The following is a 20,989-nucleotide window of genomic DNA, read 5'->3' on the forward strand; positions in this document are numbered from 1 at the left end:
TGTGTCTCCCTGTTTGCATGTGTTATGGCGACGTTAAGAGTCGCGTGTTGTTATGCCATGTTCCGGCAGGGTACTTTGAGCTATAGCAACAGGTTGGGAAGGATTCCAGCGAAGCGTGATGTTTAACACTATTAAACATCTATTAACAATTATGCTTTGCCCTTATGCGGCTTAGGGTGAACATTCACGATAAAGAATTATCTTAAAAATAGAAGCGTGGTGTGACGTTGTCACTTTTTGTAGATAAAAATAGGCCGCAATGAGAGAAAAGGCAGGTAAAATCCTGCCTTTTGTGGGGATTAACGGAATAACGGTTTTACAGCGACGGGAATAATAAGTTGAGCTTGCCATTGCGCCAGAGTCAGACGCGCCAGTTGCCCCAACGCCTGATAAAACGGGTGCCCGGCATGATCGATAAATACGTCCAGAAAGCGGGACGACCACGGAAACAGATGCCAGGCCAGGAGTTGTTCGCATTCATGATGACGATCATTCTCGGCAAGCCAGGCCGCCAGCAGCAACAGCGACCCAAAATGATCTTCTGGCTCGTTTTGCTGCATTTCAAACTGAATTCCGTTTTCGCGCATCCACTGACGTAGCGCCAGCGTAGAATCGCCAAATAATACGCTCTCACGATCCAGCCAGACGGAACCCCACGGCGGAGACGGCAGAGCGTAAGGGCCGATAAACAGACGCTGCCAGGCCTGTGGCAACGACTCTTCGCTGTGGGTCTTAAACATAGCCGCCACAGGCGCAAGCGCCTCGGCATCAAGCGGCCACTGCGCCTGCCAGTCGTCGGTTAATAGCGCCTGAACCAGAGGAGCGGTTTCGTGGCTTTCCGGCGAATAATAAAACAACGCGCCAAGAACACGCGCCGTTACTGAAAAATCATCACGTTGTAAAAAAGTGGTCATTCAAACAATCCCGAAAGGTGCGGGTCGCCCCGCACGCATAAATTAACCTGCGACGGCCATACCTACGGTCATATGCAGGCCATAAAAAAGTCCGCGGCCAATAATTTCGCCTGCCAGCACCAGCACGACACCGAGCAGCAAACCAACGGTATGCGGTTCGCGGCGACGGATTAGCGGACATAGCCAGCAGCCTAATCCGGCAGCAAGCAAGACAATGCGCCAGACCTGTAGCATACCGTAATCCGGTACGAGATGGCTGGCCTGTTGCACGGAACTGTGAATGGTTGAGAGAGACAGTCCTTGTAGTACGATGACCGCCACGCACACCACCAATGCCAGGCCGCTAATACTGGCAAACGTCACGCTGCAAAATGGGACGCGCGCGATGCGTAGCAGTAGCGCCGCAAACACAGGACCGCACAGGAATGCCGTGAGGAAAAAGGCCAGCGTGGTGTAGCCATTATACTAGGTTGGCACGGTATCTATCTGATAAACGAGCGTCATTGCCCAGATGAATGCAACGCCGAGCGCCATACTGACCAGCAGCCACACTTTACCCAGCGCCGGGGGCATTTTACCGAGTACCGCCACCAGCCACCAGATGCCGCCTACGGCAAAGAACACCGATCCTGCGGCGATTTCATTACTCAGTGCGGAAGCGCCTACGCGGTTAAGCGAGTTAAACGCGCGCATCGGCGAGCCGAGATGCATAATCGACGCGAGGAATCCCAGTCCCATAACCAGCCACAGAAAAAACATGCTGCGCACGATGCGCTGACGGGCGATGGTATCGTCTTTTGCCGTCAGCCAGCCCATTCCGCTAACGATTAACGCGCCGACCACGCACTGACCAAAGACCGTGAAGATCATCAACGGCCATTCATGCCATCCACTTCCCATCTTATACCTCCTTCGGATTGGCCAGATAACCGGTGGTGTCCCCGGTCGGGCGGCTGTTGGCGTTGGGTTTAATCACAATATTCGGCTTCGTGAAATGCGCGCGCGGCAGCGGCGCGACGGCAGCCAGCTCACCGTGTTTTTTACGCAGTTCGTCTATCGGGCCGAAATCCAGCGCCCGCAGCGGGCAGGATTCGACGCAAATCGGCTTTTTGCCTTCCGCCACCCGGTCATAACAGCCGTCGCACTTGGTCATATGACCTTTGGCGGCGTTGTATTGCGGCGCGCCGTACGGGCAGGCCATGTGGCAGTAGCGGCAGCCGATACAGACCTCTTCGTTCACCACCACAAAACCGTCATCGCGCTTGTGCATCGCGCCGCTCGGGCAGACTTTGGTACAGGCCGGGTCTTCGCAGTGGTTGCATGAAATGGAGAGATAATAGGCAAACACGTTCTGGTGCCAGACGCCGTTATCCTCCTGCCAGTCACCGCCCGCATACTCATAAATGCGGCGGAAGCTGACATCCGGGGTCAAATCTTTGTAGTCCTTGCAGGCCAGTTCGCAGGTTTTGCAACCGGTGCAACGACTGGAATCAATAAAAAATCCATACTGGGTTGTCATCGGTTACTCCTTACGCCTTTTCAACCTGAACAAGATTACTGTGTGACGGATTACCTTTCGCCAGTGGGGAAGGCCGGTGCGACGTCAGAATGTTAATGGAGCCGCCGCGATCGATTTTGTCGCCAAACATATCGGCATTTAACCAAGCGCCCTGGCCGATAGCGGTGACGCCAGGCAATATGCGCGGCGTGACTTTTGCCGGAATGAGCATCTGTCCGTTCTGGTTAAAGACCCGCACGGTGTCGCCGTGCTGAATGCCGCGCGCTTGCGCATCAATCGGGTTGATCCAGATCTCCTGCGGACACGCCTGTTGCAGGATGTCGATATTGCCGTAGCTGGAGTGGGTACGCGCTTTATAGTGGAAGCCGGTTAGCTGTAGCGGGTAGCGCTGACGAAGCGGATCGTCCCAACCGTCAAAGCCTGGCGTATAGGCGGGTAAAGGATGGATAATCTCATCTTTCTTCAGCTCCCACGTGTTGGCGAGGGTTGCCAGACGCTCGGAATAGATTTCGATTTTACCGGACGGCGTTTTCAGTGGGTTGGCGGCAGGGTCTTCGCGGAAGGCGCGGAAAGCGACGTAGTGCTCCTCCGGGCATTTTTTCTTGAAAATCCCTGTCTGTTTCATCTCTTCGTAATCCGGCATTTCCGGGTTACGCGCTTTGGTTTTTGCGTGCAGGTATTTGACCCACTCATGCTGCGTGCGGCCTTCTGTGAAGGTCTGGTATACGTCCGGACCAAGCCGTTTAGCCACTTCACTGAGCGTCCAGTAAATGGGCTTTCTTTCAAATTTCGGCGAGGTGGCGGGCTGACCAAGAATGACATAGCCCATATTGCCTGCGGATTCGTGGGAAATCAGATCTTCCTGCTCGGTCGGCATTAAATCAGGCAGCAGAATGTCGCAATATTTTGCCGACGCGGTCATAAAGTGCTCGATACCGACGATCATTTCACATTTACTGTCGTCCTGAAGCACCTCGTGGGTGTGGGCGATATCGCCATGCTGATTGATCAGCGTATTACTGGCGTAGCACCACAAAAATTTGATCGGCACGTCGAGCTTGTCTTTTCCCCGCACGCCGTCGCGTGTGGCGGTCATTTCCGCGCCATGATCGATAGCGTCGGTCCAGGTAAAGACCGAAATCTGGGTTTTTACCGGGTTCTCCAGCATAGAAAACCATTCGACGCCCAGATCCCAGGTGCCTTCGCGCACGCCGGAATTACCGCCATTTATGCCGACGTTACCGGTGAGTACAGACAGCATGGCGATTGCGCGTGCGGTCTGCTCCCCGTTAGAGTGGCGTTGCGGTCCCCAGCCCTGGCAAATGTAAGCCGGTTTCGCCGAGCCGATTTCCCGCGCCAGTTGAATGATTTTTTCCGCCGGAATACTGGTAATCTGCGCGGCCCATTGCGGCGTTTTAGCAATACCGTCGTCGCCCTGACCCAAAATATAGGCTTTATAGTGCGCGTTACGCGGGGCCGAGGCGGGCAGAGTGGTTTCGTCGTAGCCGATGCAGTATTTATCCAGAAACGGTTTATCAATAAGATCTTCGGTAATCAGCACCCAGGCGATTGCCGCCGCCAGCGCGCCATCGGTACCAGGGCGAATCGGCAGCCACTCGTCTTCGCGGCCGGCGGCAGTGTCGTTATAACGCGGGTCAATGACGATCATCCGGGCGTTGGAGCGCTCGCGCGCTTGTTCGACATAGTATGTCACGCCGCCGCCGCTCATACGTGTTTCCGCGGGGTTATTGCCAAACATCACCACCAGTTTTGTATTGGCGATATCATCCGGACTATTGCCGTCGTTGCCGCCGAACATATAGCTCATGGCCGCGCTGATTTGGGCGGTGCTGTAGCTACCGTAACGGCTGAGATAGCCGCCGCAGGCGTTCATCAGGCGATACGGTACGTTAGAATTGGTAATATTGCCGCCGTCCACGCCGGTACCGTAAAGGACATGTACCGCTTCGTTGCCGTAGTCCTTGAGGATACGTTTCAGGTTATCGCCGATGGTATCCAACGCTTCATCCCAACTGATACGTTCGAATTTGCCTTCTCCTCGTTTACCAACGCGTTTCATCGGATATTTCAGGCGATCGGGATGATTCATCCGGCGACGAATAGAACGACCGCGGAGGCAGGCGCGTACCTGATGGTTGCCATATTCATCGTTGCCCGTGGTATCCGACTCAACCCAATATACGGTGTCATCTTTTACGTGCAGGCGCAGCAGGCAGCGGCTGCCGCAGTTAACGGTACATGAACTCCAGACCGCTTTTTCTGCCACATTGCCAGATGCGAGGTCTGCTGCGGCGTGGGCGATGCGGGAGAACGGAAGGGTGAAAGCGCTACTGGCAAGCGCAAGGCTACCGATAGCGGAGGTTTTCACCAGGCTTCGTCGGCTGATACTGGCCGCCATTAATGCCTCAGGGTTGGTGATTTTCATAACAGCTCACTATGCTCATCCAAAAAAGAGTTTTAAATGTTGTTGTGTTCGCAAAACGGGGAGCTCCGGGCGCGTAAAAACGTCCCGGAGCAGGCGGCTTAGATTTTTTCGATTTCCACCAGATTTGTATGTTGAGGATTCCCTTTTGCCAGGGGGGAAGGACGCAGCGTCGTGAGCGTATTGATGCAGGCGCCGTGGTCAATTTTATCGCCAGCCATATCCGCATTATGCCATGCGCCCTGACCCATCGCGCTGACGCCCGGCAGAATACGCGGCGTGACTTTGGCGGGTAGACGCACCTCTCCACGATCGTTAAAGACGCGAACCTTATCGCCATTCGCGATACCGCGTTTTTGCGCATCGAGCGGATTTATCCACACCTCCTGGCGACAGGCGGCCTGCAGAACATCAATATTGCCGTAGCTTGAATGGGTACGGGATTTATAGTGAAAGCCAAACAGCTGTAGCGGGAAGGTGCTCCGCTTCGGATCGTCCCATCCTTCAAAAGTAGGGGTATAAATCGGCAGTGGGCTTATCACGTCGCCTTCCGCCAGCTCCCAGGTACTGGCGATGTGAGCGAGTTTGCTTGAGTAGATTTCGATTTTACCGGACGGCGTTTTTAACGGATTGGCCTGCGGATCTTCACGAAATTTTTTATAGGCGACAAAATGGCCGTTGGGATCTTTACGTTTATAGATGCCCATTTTTTTTAGATCGTCATACGCGGGCAATGCCGGATCTCTTGCCTGCATTTTGGCGTACAGATATTGCAGCCATTGCGCCTGGGTACGGCCTTCGGTAAACCGCTGATACACATCGTCGCCGAGGCGTCTGGCGATTTCGCTGAGTACCCAGTAGATGGGCTTGCGCTCGAACTTAGGCGTCGTCGCCGGTTGGATAAAAATCAGATATCCCATATTGCCGGCGTAATCATTGGGGATGATATCTTCCTGTTCGACGGTCATGAGATCCGGCAGTAAAATATCGGCGTACTTCGCGGAAGAGGTCATAAAATTGTCGATGACCACAATCATTTCGCATTTTGCTTCATCCTGAAGAATTTCATGGGTTTTATTAATATCCGAATGCTGATTAATCAGGGTGTTGCCAGCGTAGTTCCATAGAAATTTGATCGGGACATCCAGCTTATCTTTGCCGCGTACGCCGTCGCGCAGGGCGGTCATTTCCGGGCCGCGCGCAATGGCGTCCGTCCAGCTAAAGCAGGAGATAGCGGTTTTAACGGGATTCTCCAGGACCGGCAGACGTTCAATGGTAATGGTGTAAGTGGATTCGCGTGCGCCGCTATTACCGCCATGAATGCCGACGTTGCCGGTCAGAATCGGTAACATGGCGATGGCGCGAGCGGTTTGTTCGCCGTTCGCCTGACGCTGCGGGCCCCAACCCTGACAGATGTAGGCCGGCTTGACGCTGCCTATCTCGCGCGCCAGTTTGATAATCCGATCGGCGGGGATGCCGGTAATGTGTGATGCCCACTGCGGCGTTTTGGCGATACCGTCCTCGCCCTGGCCCAAAATATAAGCCTTATAATGGCCATTGGGGGGCGCGTCAGCCGGAAGGGTCTTTTCATCGTAGCCGATGCAATAGTTGTCGAGAAAAGGCTGGTCAACGAGATTTTCGTTAATTAATACCCAGGCAATTCCCGCCACCAGCGCGGCGTCGGTGCCGGGGCGAATCGGTATCCACTCGTCTTCACGTCCGGCAGCGGTATCGGTATAGCGCGGATCTATCACGATCATGCGCGCATTTGAGCGTTCACGCGCTTGCTCCAGAAACCAGGTAATGCCGCCGCCGCTCATGCGTGTTTCAGCCGGATTATTGCCGAACATGACCACCAGTTTACTGTTTTCGATATCAGATGTGCTGTTGCCGTCGTTGGAACCATAGGTGTAGGGCATGGCGCAAGAAATTTGCGCGGTACTGTATGAGCCGTATTGATTCAACGAACCGCCGTAGCAGTTCATCAAACGCTTCACCGGCGAGGCGGCAGGCGACGAGCGGGTTATGTTGCCGCCTACGATGCCGGATGAATAGTGGATATAAACGGCTTCATTGCCGTAGGTCTCTACGGTCTTTTTCAGGCTGGCGCTAATGGTGTCCAGTGCTTCCTGCCAGCTAATGCGTTCAAATTTGCCTTCGCCGCGGCGGCCAACGCGTTTCATGGGATAGTTAAGGCGATCCGGATGGTTAATACGCCGACGGATTGAACGGCCCCGCAGGCAGGCGCGAACCTGATGATTGCCGTAGACATCGTCGCCAGTGTTATCAGTTTCAACCCACCAGACTTCATTATCTTTTACATGCAGACGCAGGGCGCAGCGACTGCCGCAGTTGACCGAACAGGCGCCCCAGACGATTTTATCTTCTTCGTTGCGCATAGCCTGCTGCACCGCCGCGGCCGCGGTACGCATCCCAAACGGTAAAGATACGCCTCCGGCAGCCAGCGCCAGTGAGCCAAGCGCCGCTGATTTCACTAACGTCCTGCGGCTAACGCCTGTTTGTTGCTTTTCTCCGGGCATCACTCACTCCATTGTCGTTATTATTTCGCTATATATTGATAACTATAACGAAATTATTAACATGCTAATGATGTAATGAGTTTACCCCTTTGGGAGTAAGGATTATTAATCCATGTCAAAGAGCGTTACCCTCCGGACCCGGAGGGCAGGAGGAGGTTATTGCGGTTCGGCGGATGAACCGTCCTGAGCGGGAGAGGTATTGGCTGGCGCATTGCCGCTGCTGGTGCGGGTATAAAGAATTTTATGCGTGTCGTTCGCGCAATGGCCCACCACCTGTGAGTCCGGCTGATCGGCCTGGTCGTTAGGAACGATAGTGAGCGTAAAATTATCCGCCGGCACGCCGTTATTGATGATACGTTGTTCAATATCGCTTTTTACTCTCTCGCACGATCCCGGTGCCGCCATCACCAGCGAGGGGGCGCTAACTAACGCCAGAGCGGCTATTGCAGTTGCGATTTTCATCATGAACTCCTGTGATTAATGACGATGTTCTAAGCTTAGCATTTTTCGTGTAAATAACTGTATTTGCTAATATGATGATAAATATCTTTTCATCCTGGTGACACGTGTGAAGAAACCTCTTTTACTGACGTTATTGTGCATGATACTGGCAGGTTGTGATAACCCGAAATCCCTTGAGTCTTTTACGCCGGAAATGGCCAGTTTTTCGAACGAATTTGATTTTGATCCATTACGTGGTCCGGTAAAGGATTTCAGCCAGACATTGATGAGTGAGAATGGCGAAGTGGCGAAGCAGGTCACCGGTACGCTTTCACAAGAAGGCTGTTTTGATACGCTTGAGTTACACGATCTGGAGAATAATACGGAGCTGGCGCTCGTGCTGGATGCCAATTATTACCGGGATGCTCAGACGCTGGAAAAAAAGGTGCAGTTACAGGGGAAGTGCCAGCTGGCGGCGTTGCCTTCGGCGGGCGTGACCTGGGAAACGGACGACAACGGTTTTGTGGTATCGGCGACGGGCAAAGAGATGAAAGTCGAGTATCGCTATGATAGCGAAGGCTATCCGCTAGGTAAGACAACCATAAACTCGCAGAATACGCTCTCTGTGACGGCAAAACCCTCCGCAGACCCGCGTAAAAAGCTGGATTACACGGCAGTCAGCCGGGTGGATGATCGACAGGTCGGCAACGTCACACAGAGCTGCGAATATGATGCGTACGCGAACCCTGTTGACTGCCGGCTTGTTATCGTCGATGAGAGCGTTAAGCCGGCAGTGTCCCACCATTACACCATTAAAAATCGTATCGATTACTACTAAACCGGGCGCGGTGCGACTCTCCGTGACTACCGCGCCGCGTTTACTGCGCGGTGGGTTTCAGGAGCGTAGAACCGGACGTTTTATGTTCATCCAGATACTGCTGCTGGAAGATACACATGCGGATGGTGTTACGGTATTCGCCGTTAATGAAGAACTCATGAATCAGCTCGCCTTCTACTCTAAACCCGAGTTTACGGTAGATGTGAATCGCTTTTTCATTCTCTTTATCGACGATCAAATACAATTTATAGAGATTGAGTACGGTAAATCCGTAATCCATCGCCAGTTTGGCCGCGCGTGACGCCAGGCCTTTTCCCTGGTACTCCGGCGAGATAATAATCTGAAATTCCGCCCGCCGATGCACATGGTTAATTTCCACCAGTTCTACCAGCCCGGCGTTTTCACCGTCGCATTCGACGACAAAGCGCCGTTCGCTTTGGTCGTGGATGTGTTTGTCGTAGAGATCCGACAGTTCGACAAAAGCCTCATACGGCTCTTCAAACCAGTAACGCATAACGCTGGCATTATTATCAAGCTGGTGGACAAATCGTAAATCTTCACGCTCAAGCGGGCGCAGTCTGACCTTGTAGTCACTTGTCATACTGTATCCTTACACTTCCTTTTAGTTATCCTGCATCAGGGCGTAATAACGCGACCTGTACGACGATCCAGACACCGCAGCGTATTGGGCTCCCAATAGGCGTTGATGTTGGCGCTTTGCTCGCATTTATCGCGGTTATCAAAGGCGGCATCGGCTTTGTCCCACTCTTTTTCTGCGCGGGTATTCACTTTCTGGCGCAGACTGCGAGTGTCGTTCCATTGTTCCTTTTCCATCGCCGCTTCCTGACGACTTTGTGCGCTATCTCCCGATTCAATCACCAGTTTACTGGTTTCAGCGAATGCGGAAGTAGTATATACAACGGCCGCCAACGTAAGCATTGCCGTCAGGCACAGGCGTTTGCTCAGCGTATTGTTCATCACAACATCCTTTCATTAGAGGGGAAAAAGCGGTAAACCACCTGTAAATTCTACACCAATCCTTATGCCTGGCATATACACAAGAATGGCCGGATAACCGTAACGATATTCTGTTGTATTATCACTTATCATTTCGTAACCAAATGAATCTCATGCTAAAGACGACTCTGCTTTTCTTTGTCACCGCCCTCTGTGAAATCATTGGATGTTTTCTTCCCTGGCTATGGCTTAAGCGCGGCGCCAGCGTGTGGTGGCTTCTGCCCGCCGCTGCGTCACTTGCGTTATTCGTCTGGCTTTTGACCTTGCATCCGGCGGCGAGTGGGCGGGTTTATGCGGCTTACGGTGGGGTATATGTCTGTACTGCGCTCCTGTGGTTACGTGTTGTCGATGGCGTCCGGCTCACGGTTTATGACTGGTGCGGCGCGCTGATCGCGCTGTGTGGAATGCTGATTATCGTCGTCGGATGGGGACGTACGTAACATTGCCGCGCGACCAGAACATTTTGTGATCTGGCAGCGCTTTTTACATCAATATACTTGTATGGTAGTAGCTCAGTTGGGTAAATTTCCTGCATCCCATAATGCGATGTAAGGAATAAAAATGAAGATTGTAGGGGCTGAAGTTTTTGTTACGTGTCCAGGGCGTAACTTCGTCACCTTAAAGATAACCACGGAAGACGGGATCACCGGTCTGGGGGATGCCACCCTGAACGGACGCGAGCTCCCGGTGGCCTCGTACCTTACCGATCACCTGTGCCCACAGCTCATCGGGCGGGATGCTCGCCGCATCGAAGATATTTGGCAGTTCTTCTACAAAGGCGCGTACTGGCGCCGTGGCCCTGTCACCATGTCCGCCATTTCCGCGGTTGATATGGCGCTATGGGATATTAAAGCCAAAGCCGCCAATATGCCGTTGTATCAGTTACTCGGCGGCGCTTCGCGTGAAGGCGTCATGGTGTATTGCCATACCACAGGCCACACCATCGACGATGTGCTGGAAGACTACGCGCGTCATAAAGAGCAAGGGTTCAAAGCAATCCGCGTGCAGTGCGGCGTTCCGGGAATGAAAACCACCTACGGCATGGCGAAAGGCAAGGGGCTGGCCTATGAGCCCGCGACAAAAGGCCAGTGGCCGGAAGAACAATTGTGGTCAACGGAAAAGTATCTCGATTTTACGCCAAAGCTGTTTGACGCCGTGCGTAATACGTTCGGGTTTAATGAACATCTTCTGCACGATATGCATCACCGACTGACGCCTATTGAGGCTGCCCGCTTTGGCAAAAGTATTGAAGACTATCGTTTGTTCTGGATGGAAGACCCGACGCCGGCTGAAAATCAGGCGTGCTTCCGCCTCATCCGCCAGCATACGGTCACGCCGATTGCCGTAGGCGAAGTCTTTAACAGTATCTGGGATTGCAAACAGCTCATTGAAGAGCAATTGATTGACTATATCCGCACCACGCTTACCCATGCCGGTGGTATTACCGGGATGCGCCGCATTGCTGATTTTGCCTCGCTCTACCAGGTGCGTACCGGTTCGCATGGGCCGTCCGATCTGTCGCCGGTTTGTATGGCCGCTGCATTACATTTCGACCTGTGGGTGCCTAACTTTGGTGTGCAGGAGTTTATGGGCTACTCCGAACAGATGCTGGAGGTTTTCCCGCATAACTGGACGTTCGAGGGCGGCTATATGCATCCGGGCGACAAGCCAGGACTGGGCATTGAGTTCGATGAAAAACTGGCGGCGAAATATCCGTACGATCCAGCCTATTTGCCGGTGGCCCGCCTGGAAGACGGCACACTGTGGAACTGGTAAGGAACGAAAAATGAAAAGCATCGTAATCGAAAAACCGAATACATTAACTATCGAAACGCGCGCGCTTCCGCAGCCTGCGCCGGGCGAAGTTCGCATTAAAGTGAAACTGGCGGGTATCTGCGGTTCCGACAGTCATATTTATCGGGGACATAATCCCTTTGCAAAATATCCCCGTGTCATAGGCCATGAATTTTTCGGTGTCATCGACGCGGTAGGCGACAACGTCAATCACGATCGGATAGGAGAACGGGTATCCGTCGATCCGGTGATCAGTTGCGGGCATTGTTACCCTTGTTCAGTCGGTAAACCCAATGTGTGTACCTCGCTGGTGGTGCTGGGCGTGCATCGTGACGGCGGTTTCAGCGAGTATGCGGTGGCGCCGGCCCGTAATGCTCATCGCATACCGGACAACATCGCAGATCATCATGCCGTCATGGTTGAGCCGTTTACCATTGCGGCAAATGTGACGGGACAAGTGAATCCGACCGAGCAGGACGTGGCGCTTATCTATGGCGCAGGCCCGATGGGACTGACGACCGTACAGGCGCTGAAGGGGGTTTATCAGGTTAAAACGGTCATAGTCGTTGATCGCATTGAAGAGCGTTTAGCGATGGCGAAGCAGAGCGGCGCTGACTGGACCCTCAATAATGGTCAACATTCACTGGCGGAATTTCTACAGCAGAAGGCGCTAAAGCCGACCTTGATTGTCGATGCCGCCTGTCATCCCGCGATCCTGCAAGAGGCGATTACACTTGCATCGTCTGCGGCACGCATTGTCCTGATGGGATTTTCCAGCGACCCGTGTGAGATTGTACAGCAGGGTATTACCGGAAAAGAGCTGGCTATTTATTCATCGCGTCTTAATGCCAATAAATTCCCGGTCGTGATTGACTGGCTGAATAAAGGGCTTATTGATCCGGATAAGCTGATAACGCATACATTTGATTATCAACATGTCACCGACGCGATTGAGCTTTTCGAGAAAGACCAGCGTCAATGCTGCAAAGTCTTACTCACGTTTGTGAAATAATATAAATAATTGCGAGTAAGTGGTACGCATCTTACCTCTTAGAGATTGCCTATATGACACAAATAAAGCATGAACGATCGACTCAGGATTTAGTGCGCGCTGCCGTATCTGGCTGGTTAGGCACCGCGCTTGAATTTATGGATTTTCAGTTATATTCACTAGGCGCGGCTCTGGTCTTCCATGAGATATTTTTCCCGGAACAGTCTGCCGCGATGGCGCTTATTCTGGCAATGGGCACCTATGGTGCAGGTTATATAGCCAGAATTATCGGCGCCTTTGTTTTTGGTAAAATGGGCGACCGCATCGGACGAAAAAAAGTATTGTTTATTACTATCACCATGATGGGGATCTGCACCACGCTGATTGGCGTACTGCCGACGTATGCGCAAATCGGCATTTTTGCGCCAGTATTACTGGTAACATTGCGAATTATACAGGGGCTGGGCGCCGGGGCGGAAATTTCCGGCGCGGGTACCATGCTGGCCGAGTATGCGCCGAAAGGAAAGCGTGGCATCATTTCCTCGCTGGTCGCGATGGGCACCAATTGCGGTACGTTGAGCGCGACGGCGATCTGGGCGGTGATGTTCTTTGCGCTTGAACGCGAACAACTGATCGCCTGGGGATGGCGTATTCCTTTCCTGGCGAGCGTCGTTGTTATGATATTCGCGATCTGGCTGCGAATGAATCTGAAAGAAAGTCCGGTATTCGAAAAAGTAAGCGAAGGTGAAAAATCGCCAGCGTTAACGCCTGCGTCAGAAAATACATTGGGCGCGATGTTTACCAGCAAATCTTTCTGGCTGGCCACAGGTTTACGTTTTGGACAAGCGGGGAATTCCGGACTTATTCAAACCTTCCTTGCCGGATATTTAGTTCAGACGTTATTATTTAACAAATCTATCCCAACCGATGCGTTAATGATAAGTTCCGTAATTGGTTTTATCACTATCCCACTATTAGGGTGGTTGTCCGATAAATACGGCCGTCGGCTGCCGTATATAATATTGAATATCTCCGCGATTATTCTCGCCTGGCCGATGCTGTCTATTGTGGTAGATAAAACGTATAGCCCTGGCGTTATTATGGCAGCGCTCATTGTTATTCATAACTTTGCCGTGCTGGGATTATTTGCGCTGGAAAACATCACCATGGCGGAAATTTTCGGATCGCGTAATCGCTTCACCCGGATGGCGATTTCAAAAGAGGCTGGGGGGCTGGTGGCGGTTGGCTTTGGCCCCGTCCTCGCAGGGATCTTTTGTAACATGACCGATTCCTGGCTGCCCATCTTAATTATGCTGGTGTTCTACTCGTGTATTGGTCTGATTTCTGCGCTGTTGATGCCGGAGGTCAGAGATCGCGACCTGAGTCTGCCTGAGGATGCGGCGGAAGCGACAGCGGCAGAGAAGTTACGCCACTCCGCAACCCAGACGAGTTAAATCGTGTCGACGGTATGGCCGGAACGCTAATGCGGTTTCGGCCATGCTGTCCGGTCACTTTTGTTTAATCAGTGTAAATCCAAATGCACCAGGGCAGGCGTTACTCTGCGACTGCTCCGCTTTCAGAATATAGAGGTTATAAAATGCAAAACAGGCTTTTATCGGCAAAGGCGACGCTTCCTGATTACGATCGCGCGGCGCTGGCGGCGCGGATGGTCCATCTCGGTTTTGGCGCGTTTCATCGCGCGCATCAGGGGGTTTACACAGATATTCTGGCTGCGGAGCAGCATAGCGACTGGGGCTATTATGAGGTTAATCTTATTGGCGGCGAACAGCAGATTGCCGATCTAAAGCAGCAGGATAACCTCTATACCGTGGCGGAGATGTCGGCGGAAGCCTGGACGGCGCGTGTGGTGGGCGTCGTCAAAGCGGCGTTGCATGTCCAGGTTGATGGTCTAGAACGTGTGCTGGCGGCGATGTGCGAACCGCAAATAGCGATTGTGTCTCTGACCATTACCGAGAAAGGGTATTGTCATTCGCCAGCCACGGGCCAACTTCTGCTGGAACATCCCATGATTGCCGCCGACCTGCAAAATCCGCATCAACCGCTAACGGCACCGGGTATTATTGTCGAAGCGTTAGCGCGTCGTAAAGCCGCAGGCTTACCGGCATTTACCGTGATGTCCTGCGATAACATGCCGGAAAATGGGCATGTGACGCGTCAGGTTGTGACGGCTTACGCCCGGGAGGTGGATGCGGAACTGGCGATATGGATCGAGCAAAACGTGACATTTCCGTCAACGATGGTTGATCGGATTGTCCCTGCGGTCACGCCGGAGACGCTGGATAAAATCGAACAACTGACCGGCGTGCGCGATCCGGCGGGCGTCGCCTGCGAACCGTTTCGTCAGTGGGTGATAGAAGATACGTTTGTGGCGGGTCGTCCGCTGTGGGAAAACGCGGGCGCGACGTTGGTCGCCGACGTGGTTCCGTTTGAAGAGATGAAACTGCGAATGCTTAACGGCAGTCATTCATTCCTGGCTTATCTGGGGTATCTTGCCGGCTATCAGCATATTAATGACTGCATGGCTGACGACAACTATCGTCTGACCGCGCAGGCGTTAATGTTACGCGAGCAGGCGTCCACGCTGAAAGTCCAGGGGGTAGATTTACAGCGTTATGCCGATCAGTTGATTGCGCGTTACCGTAATCCGGCGCTGCGTCATCGTACCTGGCAGATTGCGATGGATGGCAGCCAGAAACTTCCGCAGCGTATGCTGGACTCCGTTCGCTGGCATCTTGCTAATCATAGCGATTTTGATTTGCTGGCGCTGGGCGTAGCGGGGTGGATGCGTTACGTTGGCGGCGTGGATGAACAGGGCAAGGCCATCGACATTAGCGATCCGCTATTGCCGGTTATTCAGCGCGCCGTGGCAAACAGTGAAGAAGGCGCCAGTCGTGTTAAGGCGCTGCTGGGAATGGCTGAAATTTTCGGCAACGATTTGCCGCAGGCGGCGCGGTTTACGCAAAAAGTGCAAGAAGCCTATGACAGTTTACTGACATATGGCGCGAAAGCGAGCGTGGCGAAATATGCCGAGCGGTTGAAGTAGCGCAACAGAGACCCGGTAGCATTATGCTACCGGGAAGGCCGGAGCGGTTCTTAGCGGCCAGTGGTATCAGTTCATGCCAAGACGAATCAGTTCGACCGGCGCGAATTTACCTTCACAACCTTCGACAATCACCGTTTTGCCGCGGCGAATTTGACCTGCATCCAGACCTTCGCTCTCAATGGCTTTGATAATCCCGGTATGACCCGTGCCGCTTATCATGACCCGGCTACCGGTAGTGATTGCGTTACGGTTACGATCGTATGTCATCATGGTGTTTTCTCCTTTCAAACTTACAGCCAAAGCCCGCAGGTTTCCCCGCATGAAGGGCGACATATAAATACGCTTATCGTTGCGAATTTTTTTTGTTTTTGATCAAGCTCACGGCTTTTTAGGCGGGAATGTGCAGGGTGAGAAGGCGTCTCACCCCGACGTTAAAGGGAGTTACTCTTCGCTAAACCAGCCGCTGTTTTCCTGACGAATAAGCTGGACGGATTCGCTAATTTCCTGCAAATGTTGGGTCATTGCGCTCTCAACCGCATTGCCGTCACGATTTTCCAGCGCGGAGAAAATATCATGGTGCTGGCGCAACAACATCTCCGGCGGAGAAACATGATCCAGACTCATATAGCGAACCCGGTCGATTGTCGCTTTGATATTTTCAATGGTATCCCACGCTAACTGGCAATCGGCGATCTGCGCCAGCTTTTGGTGGAAATCGTCATCAAGCTGGAAAAAATCATCAATCTGTTTGCGCTCGATGGCAATATGTTGCAGGTGCAGGTTTTGCGCCAGTTGATAGCACTGGTTGTCGGTGATCATCGCCGCCGCACGGCGGACCACCGCACATTCGATCGCCTGCCGAACAAAGCAGCCATTCTGTACCTGAGAAAGCGAAATCTTATTCACATAACTACCGCGCTGAGGGCGGATCTGAATCAACCCATTTTCCGCCAGCTTTATAAAAGCCTCGCGCACCGGTTGACGCGAAACGTTAAAACGGGTTGAGACCTCTTTTTCTGATAGCGGCGTGCCAGGCGGGATAAGACAATGCACGATATCACGCCGAAGAATACGGTAAATTTGCTGGTTGACAGGCTGTGTAGGGTTAAGCTGCGTTTCGACGGTCATTCATTCTTACTTTTTAGGCGGTTGACCCGGATACTCTACCACTTTTCCGTGGTGGTCTATACCGATCATGTTTCTGGTTGCAGATACGTTTGCCAGGGATTACCCGGCCCGCAGACCGGGTATAACCCCTTAGCTACGGTGGACGCTGAGCCCTGCGAAGGATTGGGTAACAGGCATCATTTCAACGGTATTAATATTCACATGCGCGGGGAGTGTGGCCACCCACCATACCGCTTCGGTAATGTCTTCTGGCGTGAGCGCGGTGGTATTTTCGTAGGTTTTACCCGCTTTCTCATCGTCGCCTTTGAAACGGACGCTGGAAAACTCGGTACCGCCAACCAGACCCGGTTCAATGTCGGTCACGCGAACCGCCGTGCCGTGTAAATCCGTGCGCAAATTCAGGCTAAACTGGCGCACAAAGGCTTTCGTCGCGCCATAGACGTTGCCACCAGCATAAGGCCAACTGCCGGCGGTTGAACCGATGTTAATGATATGACCGCGATTACGTTCGACCATTCCTGGCAGCACGGCGCGGGTCATATAAATTAAGCCTTTATTATTAGTATCGATCATAGTTTCCCAGTCTTCTACGCTGGCTTTATGCGCCGGTTCAAGACCCAGCGCCAGACCGGCGTTATTGACCAGCACATCAATATCGCGCCACTGCGCAGGCAGAGAGGCCATCATCTCTTCGATGGCCGCGCGGTTGCGCACGTCCAGTTGGGCGGTCAATACGTTCTCGCCAAGCTCATCTTTTAACGCTTGCAGGCGTTCATGACGACGTCCCGTGGCAATGACTTTATGTCCATTCTCAACAAAACGGCGTGCAATGCACTCGCCAAACCCTGCGGTTGCTCCAGTTACTAAAACGATCATCACACAGTTCCTCAACGCTTTTTGTGTTGTATTACCATAGCACGCGGCGTTTATGAAAGGGTAATCCTGGTTAACACGGTTGCGGTCAGCCTAGGGGGAAGCTTACTCTTATGATCAACCTATTTTCAGGAGTGAAAAATGTCGACGAATCCTTTGTTAGACCAGAGTATGTTGCCCTATCAGGCACCGCGTTTTGATCGGATCAAAGATTGCCATTATCGTCCTGCTTTTGATGAGGGCGTGCGGCAAAAACGCGTGGAAATCGAGGCCATCGTCAATCATCCGGCGGCCCCTGATTTTACGAATACGCTTCTGGCGCTGGAGCAAAGCGGGGCGCTTCTGTCACGCGTCACCAGCGTTTTTTTCGCGATGACGGCCGCGCACACTAACGATGAACTCCAGCGGTTGGATGAGGCCTTTTCTGCCGAGCTGGCGGCGCTCTCCAACGATATTTATCTGAATAGCGCGTTATTCGCTCGCGTGGATGCCGTCTGGCAACAGCGTCACTCACTGGGGCTGGATGATGAGTCGCTACGGTTGGTCGATGTTATCCATCAGCGTTTTGTGTTGGCAGGCGCGCAGCTTGCCGAAGAGGATAAAGCGCGACTGAAAGTATTGAATACTGAATCCGCGACCCTAATGAGTCAGTTTAATCAGCGTCTGCTGGCGGCAAGTAAAGCGGGCGGGCTGGCGGTCGATGACGCGCATTGCCTGGCAGGATTAAGCCCGGAAGAAATGACCGTCGCTGCTGAAGCGGCGCGTGAAAAAGGCCTGGAGGAGCGTTGGTTCATTCCGCTCCTTAATACGACGCAACAGCCTGCGCTTGCTACGCTGCGCGATCGCCAGACCCGCGAAAATTTATTCGCAGCGTCATGGACTCGGGCGGAAAAAGGAGATGCCCACGATACCCGCGCTATCGTTCAGCGTCTGGTAGAGATTCGTCGCTGTCAGGCAAAACTGCTGGGTTTCCCCAATTATGCCGCATGGAAAATGGCCGATCAGATGGCGAAAACGCCGCAAGCCGCACTGAGCTTTATGCGTGGCATTGTGCCGCCAGCGCGTCAGCGTGTACTCAATGAACAGGCGGAAATTCAGAACGTCATTGATGGTGAGCAGGGCGGCTACACCGTTCAGGCCTGGGACTGGATGTTCTATGCCGAACAGGTACGGCGGGAAAAATATGCGTTAGATGAAGCGCAACTGAAGCCCTATTTTGCCTTAAATACGGTGTTGCAAGAGGGGGTTTTCTGGACCGCCAACCAGCTATTCGGCATCACCTTCGTCGAGCGTTTTGACATTCCGGTGTATCACCCTGATGTTCGGGTGTGGGAGATTTTCGACTCCGATGGTGTCGGCATGGCGTTATTTTATGGCGACTTCTTCGCGCGGGACTCGAAAAGCGGCGGCGCGTGGATGGGGAATTTTGTTGAGCAATCCACACTCAATGAAACCCGGCCCGTTATATACAATGTATGTAACTATCAGAAACCGGTTGATGGGCAGCCTGCATTACTGCTTTGGGACGACGTTATTACGCTCTTCCATGAGTTTGGTCATACGTTACATGGTTTGTTTGCCGTCCAGCGCTATGCCACGCTTTCAGGTACCAATACGCCCCGCGACTTTGTCGAGTTTCCCTCCCAGATTAATGAGCATTGGGCGAGCCATCCACGTGTGTTCGAACGCTACGCGCGTCATGTCGACAGCGGTGAAAAAATGCCTGCTGATTTACAGGAAAAAATGCGCAAGGCGAGTTTATTTAATAAAGGTTACGATATGACTGAATTGCTCGGCGCCGCATTGCTGGATATGCGCTGGCATATGCTGGAGGAGAGCGTAGCAGAGCAGTCTGTCGCTGAGTTCGAGCAGCAGGCGCTGGCCGCCGAGCATCTTGATTTACCGGCGGTGCCGCCCCGCTATCGCAGCAGTTATTTTGCCCATATCTTCGGCGGCGGCTACGCAGCGGGATACTACGCCTATCTTTGGACGCAAATGTTAGCGGATGACGGTTATCAATGGTTTGTAGAGCAGGGCGGCCTGACGCGTGAAAACGGGCAGCGTTTTCGTGATGCTATCCTTTCCCGGGGGAATAGTACTGATTTAGAAACGCTTTATTCAGACTGGCGTGGACATGAACCGCATATTGACCCCATGTTGCAATATCGTGGGCTCGATCGCTAAGCTGATACGGTTGTTCGGCACTGTCGAACAACCGCCTGAAAATGAATCCTGCACTTCTGATGACAGCCAGTTAAATTTATGGGGTTAAATTGTCTGAATATAACAAGGGTGTGCATTCGGATTTTTCTACTTATTTTCTCGTGGTGGCTTGATTGCCAAAGATTTATTACCGCTTCGCTGTTGATGTTTTCAAAAAATATATTTTCCGCCATGTGGTGGTATTATGTAAATAATGCAGAAATGAATTTGACACTGCGCACAGGGCGACTAGATTTAGAACTGTATCACATGATATGAGAAGACATATCATATTTAAAACGCAACATCATCATGAGGATTATATTATGGCAGAACATCGCGGCGGTTCCGGTAATTTTGCAGAAGATAAAGAGAAAGCCTCAGAAGCAGGTCGTAAAGGCGGCCAGCATAGTGGTGGGAACTTTAAAAACGACCCACAACGTGCATCTGAAGCGGGTAAAAAAGGTGGCCAGAATAGCCACAGTGGCGGACGGAAATCCGGCAATTAATTTTACTCCTGATATTTCGTAAATATATTCTGAAATATTGCACATACGATGCGGGCCATAGGCTCGCATTTTTTTATTCTGACCGGGAGTTGTTCTGACCGGTCAGATGAAATTATTGTTTATGCTTTCTTCGTTAACAGAAAAAGCAATTCAGCGAGGGCGAAGCGTACGCATTTTTCCAATACTTCCTGACAATCTCCGTTGAAATGTTGTCGGCTTGTAAAAGTTGTATTGTTAATATTCCAGGCAAACCAAACTGTGCCCGCCGGCGTGCCATCTTCGCCGCCTTCCGGACCGCCATAGCCGCTGATTGCTATGCTGATATTGACCTCAGCCTGATCCTTAGCGCCCTGTGCCATTTCAGTAACGACCGCTTCGCTGACGGCGGTATGTTCGGCAAGACTGTGGCGTTGTACGCGTAAGATTTTTGCTTTGGCTTCATCAGTAAAGGTGACATAACCCACACCGTAAAATGAGGGCGTATCTTCTGCTGCGCACAATGCTGAAGCCAGTTTCCCGCCAGTGCAGGATTCTGCAGTGGTCAGACGGAGTTTCTGGTTAACCAGTAAATCACCAAGTTTTTTTGTCAGGCTATCGACGGATTCGGCTTCATCAAGGGTGACAATATCGTGCTGTTCTAATCTCATCGTTTATTTTTCCGTTACAGAGACAAATGAAATATGTTCGTTCTTCTCAAGTATGGCATATTTATTTTA

19 protein-coding genes and 1 pseudogene are annotated in these 20,989 nt (G+C 52.3%); 8 read left to right on the forward strand and 12 right to left on the reverse strand.

Annotated features, from left to right (window positions below):
• Positions 1-299: 299 nt before the first annotated feature.
• From dmsD to ACLJTG_RS01850, 6 genes and pseudogenes are all read right to left on the reverse strand, one after another.
• Positions 300-914 carry a Tat proofreading chaperone DmsD gene (gene dmsD / locus ACLJTG_RS01825; protein ID WP_000206571.1) on the reverse strand — a complete coding sequence of 205 codons (615 nt, stop codon included), beginning with the start codon at positions 912-914 and terminating at the stop codon, positions 300-302.
• Between the two features lie 42 nt (positions 915-956).
• Positions 957-1,814: pseudogene (locus ACLJTG_RS01830) on the reverse strand (dimethyl sulfoxide reductase anchor subunit family protein).
• Between the two features lies 1 nt (position 1,815).
• The gene (dmsB, locus tag ACLJTG_RS01835) at positions 1,816-2,433 is read right to left on the reverse strand and encodes a dimethylsulfoxide reductase iron-sulfur subunit DmsB (protein WP_000213069.1); all 618 of its coding nucleotides are present in this window, start codon (positions 2,431-2,433) and stop codon (positions 1,816-1,818) included.
• 10 nt (positions 2,434-2,443) lie between these two features.
• Positions 2,444-4,879, reverse strand: coding sequence for a selenate/tellurate reductase subunit YnfF (ynfF, locus tag ACLJTG_RS01840; RefSeq protein ID WP_021000324.1), 2,436 nt, complete (start codon positions 4,877-4,879; stop codon positions 2,444-2,446).
• A 98-nt stretch (positions 4,880-4,977) separates the two neighbouring features.
• The gene (gene ynfE / locus ACLJTG_RS01845) at positions 4,978-7,416 is read right to left on the reverse strand and encodes a selenate/tellurate reductase subunit YnfE (protein WP_001117604.1); all 2,439 of its coding nucleotides are present in this window, start codon (positions 7,414-7,416) and stop codon (positions 4,978-4,980) included.
• A gap of 156 nt (positions 7,417-7,572) precedes the next feature.
• A complete protein-coding gene (locus ACLJTG_RS01850) occupies positions 7,573-7,881 on the reverse strand; it encodes a DUF1161 domain-containing protein (protein WP_000975516.1) in 309 nt (102 codons plus the stop codon).
• A 103-nt stretch (positions 7,882-7,984) separates the two neighbouring features.
• On the opposite strand from ACLJTG_RS01850, the gene ACLJTG_RS01855 reads away from it, so the two are divergent.
• A complete protein-coding gene (locus tag ACLJTG_RS01855; RefSeq protein WP_011264284.1) occupies positions 7,985-8,695 on the forward strand; it encodes a YnfC family lipoprotein in 711 nt (236 codons plus the stop codon).
• A 40-nt stretch (positions 8,696-8,735) separates the two neighbouring features.
• On the opposite strand, the gene speG is transcribed toward ACLJTG_RS01855, so the two are convergent.
• Together speG and ACLJTG_RS01865 are read right to left on the reverse strand one after the other, a co-directional pair.
• Entirely contained in the window at positions 8,736-9,296 is a 561-nt protein-coding gene (gene speG, locus ACLJTG_RS01860) for a spermidine N1-acetyltransferase (RefSeq protein ID WP_000199997.1), read from the reverse strand.
• A 35-nt stretch (positions 9,297-9,331) separates the two neighbouring features.
• On the reverse strand, positions 9,332-9,673 hold the full coding sequence (locus tag ACLJTG_RS01865) for a DUF1283 family protein (RefSeq protein WP_001066440.1): 342 nt from the start codon (positions 9,671-9,673) through the stop codon (positions 9,332-9,334).
• 152 nt (positions 9,674-9,825) lie between these two features.
• Here ACLJTG_RS01865 and ACLJTG_RS01870 point away from each other — a divergent pair, with 152 nt between their 5' ends.
• The 5 genes from ACLJTG_RS01870 to ACLJTG_RS01890 all read left to right on the forward strand — a co-directional run bounded on the left by ACLJTG_RS01870 (position 9,826) and on the right by ACLJTG_RS01890 (position 15,561).
• A complete protein-coding gene (locus ACLJTG_RS01870) occupies positions 9,826-10,152 on the forward strand; it encodes a YnfA family protein (protein WP_000921389.1) in 327 nt (108 codons plus the stop codon).
• Between the two features lie 121 nt (positions 10,153-10,273).
• Complete coding sequence (rspA, locus tag ACLJTG_RS01875; RefSeq protein ID WP_000706269.1) at positions 10,274-11,488, forward strand: starvation-sensing protein RspA; 1,215 nt, start codon at positions 10,274-10,276, stop codon at positions 11,486-11,488.
• 10 nt (positions 11,489-11,498) lie between these two features.
• A complete protein-coding gene (locus tag ACLJTG_RS01880; protein WP_079951433.1) occupies positions 11,499-12,518 on the forward strand; it encodes a Zn-dependent oxidoreductase in 1,020 nt (339 codons plus the stop codon).
• Positions 12,519-12,571: 53 nt separating this feature from the next.
• Positions 12,572-13,951, forward strand: a complete 1,380-nt coding sequence (locus ACLJTG_RS01885; RefSeq protein WP_023237916.1) for an MFS transporter — start codon at positions 12,572-12,574, stop codon at positions 13,949-13,951.
• 143 nt (positions 13,952-14,094) lie between these two features.
• Positions 14,095-15,561, forward strand: coding sequence for a mannitol dehydrogenase family protein (locus tag ACLJTG_RS01890; RefSeq protein WP_079951432.1), 1,467 nt, complete (start codon positions 14,095-14,097; stop codon positions 15,559-15,561).
• Between the two features lie 66 nt (positions 15,562-15,627).
• Here the strand turns inward: ACLJTG_RS01890 and ydfZ are convergent, their stop codons facing one another.
• From ydfZ to ydfG, 3 genes are all read right to left on the reverse strand, one after another.
• The gene (ydfZ, locus tag ACLJTG_RS01895) at positions 15,628-15,831 is read right to left on the reverse strand and encodes a putative selenium delivery protein YdfZ (protein WP_000989267.1); all 204 of its coding nucleotides are present in this window, start codon (positions 15,829-15,831) and stop codon (positions 15,628-15,630) included.
• Positions 15,832-16,002: 171 nt separating this feature from the next.
• The gene (locus ACLJTG_RS01900; protein WP_000215563.1) at positions 16,003-16,689 is read right to left on the reverse strand and encodes a GntR family transcriptional regulator; all 687 of its coding nucleotides are present in this window, start codon (positions 16,687-16,689) and stop codon (positions 16,003-16,005) included.
• A 129-nt stretch (positions 16,690-16,818) separates the two neighbouring features.
• The gene (gene ydfG / locus ACLJTG_RS01905; RefSeq protein WP_000636564.1) at positions 16,819-17,565 is read right to left on the reverse strand and encodes a bifunctional NADP-dependent 3-hydroxy acid dehydrogenase/3-hydroxypropionate dehydrogenase YdfG; all 747 of its coding nucleotides are present in this window, start codon (positions 17,563-17,565) and stop codon (positions 16,819-16,821) included.
• 138 nt (positions 17,566-17,703) lie between these two features.
• Between ydfG and dcp the strand changes: the two genes are divergently transcribed.
• Positions 17,704-19,746 (forward strand): peptidyl-dipeptidase Dcp, encoded by a 2,043-nt coding sequence (gene dcp / locus ACLJTG_RS01910; protein WP_000106262.1) that lies wholly within the window; start codon positions 17,704-17,706, stop codon positions 19,744-19,746.
• A 344-nt stretch (positions 19,747-20,090) separates the two neighbouring features.
• Positions 20,091-20,273 (forward strand): general stress protein, encoded by a 183-nt coding sequence (locus ACLJTG_RS01915; protein ID WP_000807642.1) that lies wholly within the window; start codon positions 20,091-20,093, stop codon positions 20,271-20,273.
• Positions 20,274-20,392: 119 nt separating this feature from the next.
• Here the strand turns inward: ACLJTG_RS01915 and ACLJTG_RS01920 are convergent, their stop codons facing one another.
• On the reverse strand, positions 20,393-20,920 hold the full coding sequence (locus ACLJTG_RS01920; RefSeq protein ID WP_001235357.1) for a 2-oxo-tetronate isomerase: 528 nt from the start codon (positions 20,918-20,920) through the stop codon (positions 20,393-20,395).
• Positions 20,921-20,989 lie beyond the last annotated feature (69 nt).

It is taken from the genome of Salmonella sp. SAL00672 (genome assembly GCF_046552175.1).
Lineage (GTDB): Bacteria > Pseudomonadota > Gammaproteobacteria > Enterobacterales > Enterobacteriaceae > Salmonella > Salmonella enterica.

Coding starts and splice junctions, on each gene's coding strand:
- dmsD (WP_000206571.1), bottom strand. CDS start 914: ATGACCACTTTTTTACAACGTGATGATTTTTCAGTAACGGCGCGTGTT.
- dmsB (WP_000213069.1), bottom strand. CDS start 2,433: ATGACAACCCAGTATGGATTTTTTATTGATTCCAGTCGTTGCACCGGT.
- ynfF (WP_021000324.1), bottom strand. CDS start 4,879: ATGAAAATCACCAACCCTGAGGCATTAATGGCGGCCAGTATCAGCCGA.
- ynfE (WP_001117604.1), bottom strand. CDS start 7,416: ATGCCCGGAGAAAAGCAACAAACAGGCGTTAGCCGCAGGACGTTAGTG.
- ACLJTG_RS01850 (WP_000975516.1), bottom strand. CDS start 7,881: ATGATGAAAATCGCAACTGCAATAGCCGCTCTGGCGTTAGTTAGCGCC.
- speG (WP_000199997.1), bottom strand. CDS start 9,296: ATGACAAGTGACTACAAGGTCAGACTGCGCCCGCTTGAGCGTGAAGAT.
- ACLJTG_RS01865 (WP_001066440.1), bottom strand. CDS start 9,673: ATGAACAATACGCTGAGCAAACGCCTGTGCCTGACGGCAATGCTTACG.
- ACLJTG_RS01870 (WP_000921389.1), top strand. CDS start 9,826: ATGCTAAAGACGACTCTGCTTTTCTTTGTCACCGCCCTCTGTGAAATC.
- rspA (WP_000706269.1), top strand. CDS start 10,274: ATGAAGATTGTAGGGGCTGAAGTTTTTGTTACGTGTCCAGGGCGTAAC.
- ACLJTG_RS01880 (WP_079951433.1), top strand. CDS start 11,499: ATGAAAAGCATCGTAATCGAAAAACCGAATACATTAACTATCGAAACG.
- ACLJTG_RS01885 (WP_023237916.1), top strand. CDS start 12,572: ATGACACAAATAAAGCATGAACGATCGACTCAGGATTTAGTGCGCGCT.
- ACLJTG_RS01890 (WP_079951432.1), top strand. CDS start 14,095: ATGCAAAACAGGCTTTTATCGGCAAAGGCGACGCTTCCTGATTACGAT.
- ydfZ (WP_000989267.1), bottom strand. CDS start 15,831: ATGATGACATACGATCGTAACCGTAACGCAATCACTACCGGTAGCCGG.
- ACLJTG_RS01900 (WP_000215563.1), bottom strand. CDS start 16,689: ATGACCGTCGAAACGCAGCTTAACCCTACACAGCCTGTCAACCAGCAA.
- ydfG (WP_000636564.1), bottom strand. CDS start 17,565: ATGATCGTTTTAGTAACTGGAGCAACCGCAGGGTTTGGCGAGTGCATT.
- dcp (WP_000106262.1), top strand. CDS start 17,704: ATGTCGACGAATCCTTTGTTAGACCAGAGTATGTTGCCCTATCAGGCA.
- ACLJTG_RS01915 (WP_000807642.1), top strand. CDS start 20,091: ATGGCAGAACATCGCGGCGGTTCCGGTAATTTTGCAGAAGATAAAGAG.
- ACLJTG_RS01920 (WP_001235357.1), bottom strand. CDS start 20,920: ATGAGATTAGAACAGCACGATATTGTCACCCTTGATGAAGCCGAATCC.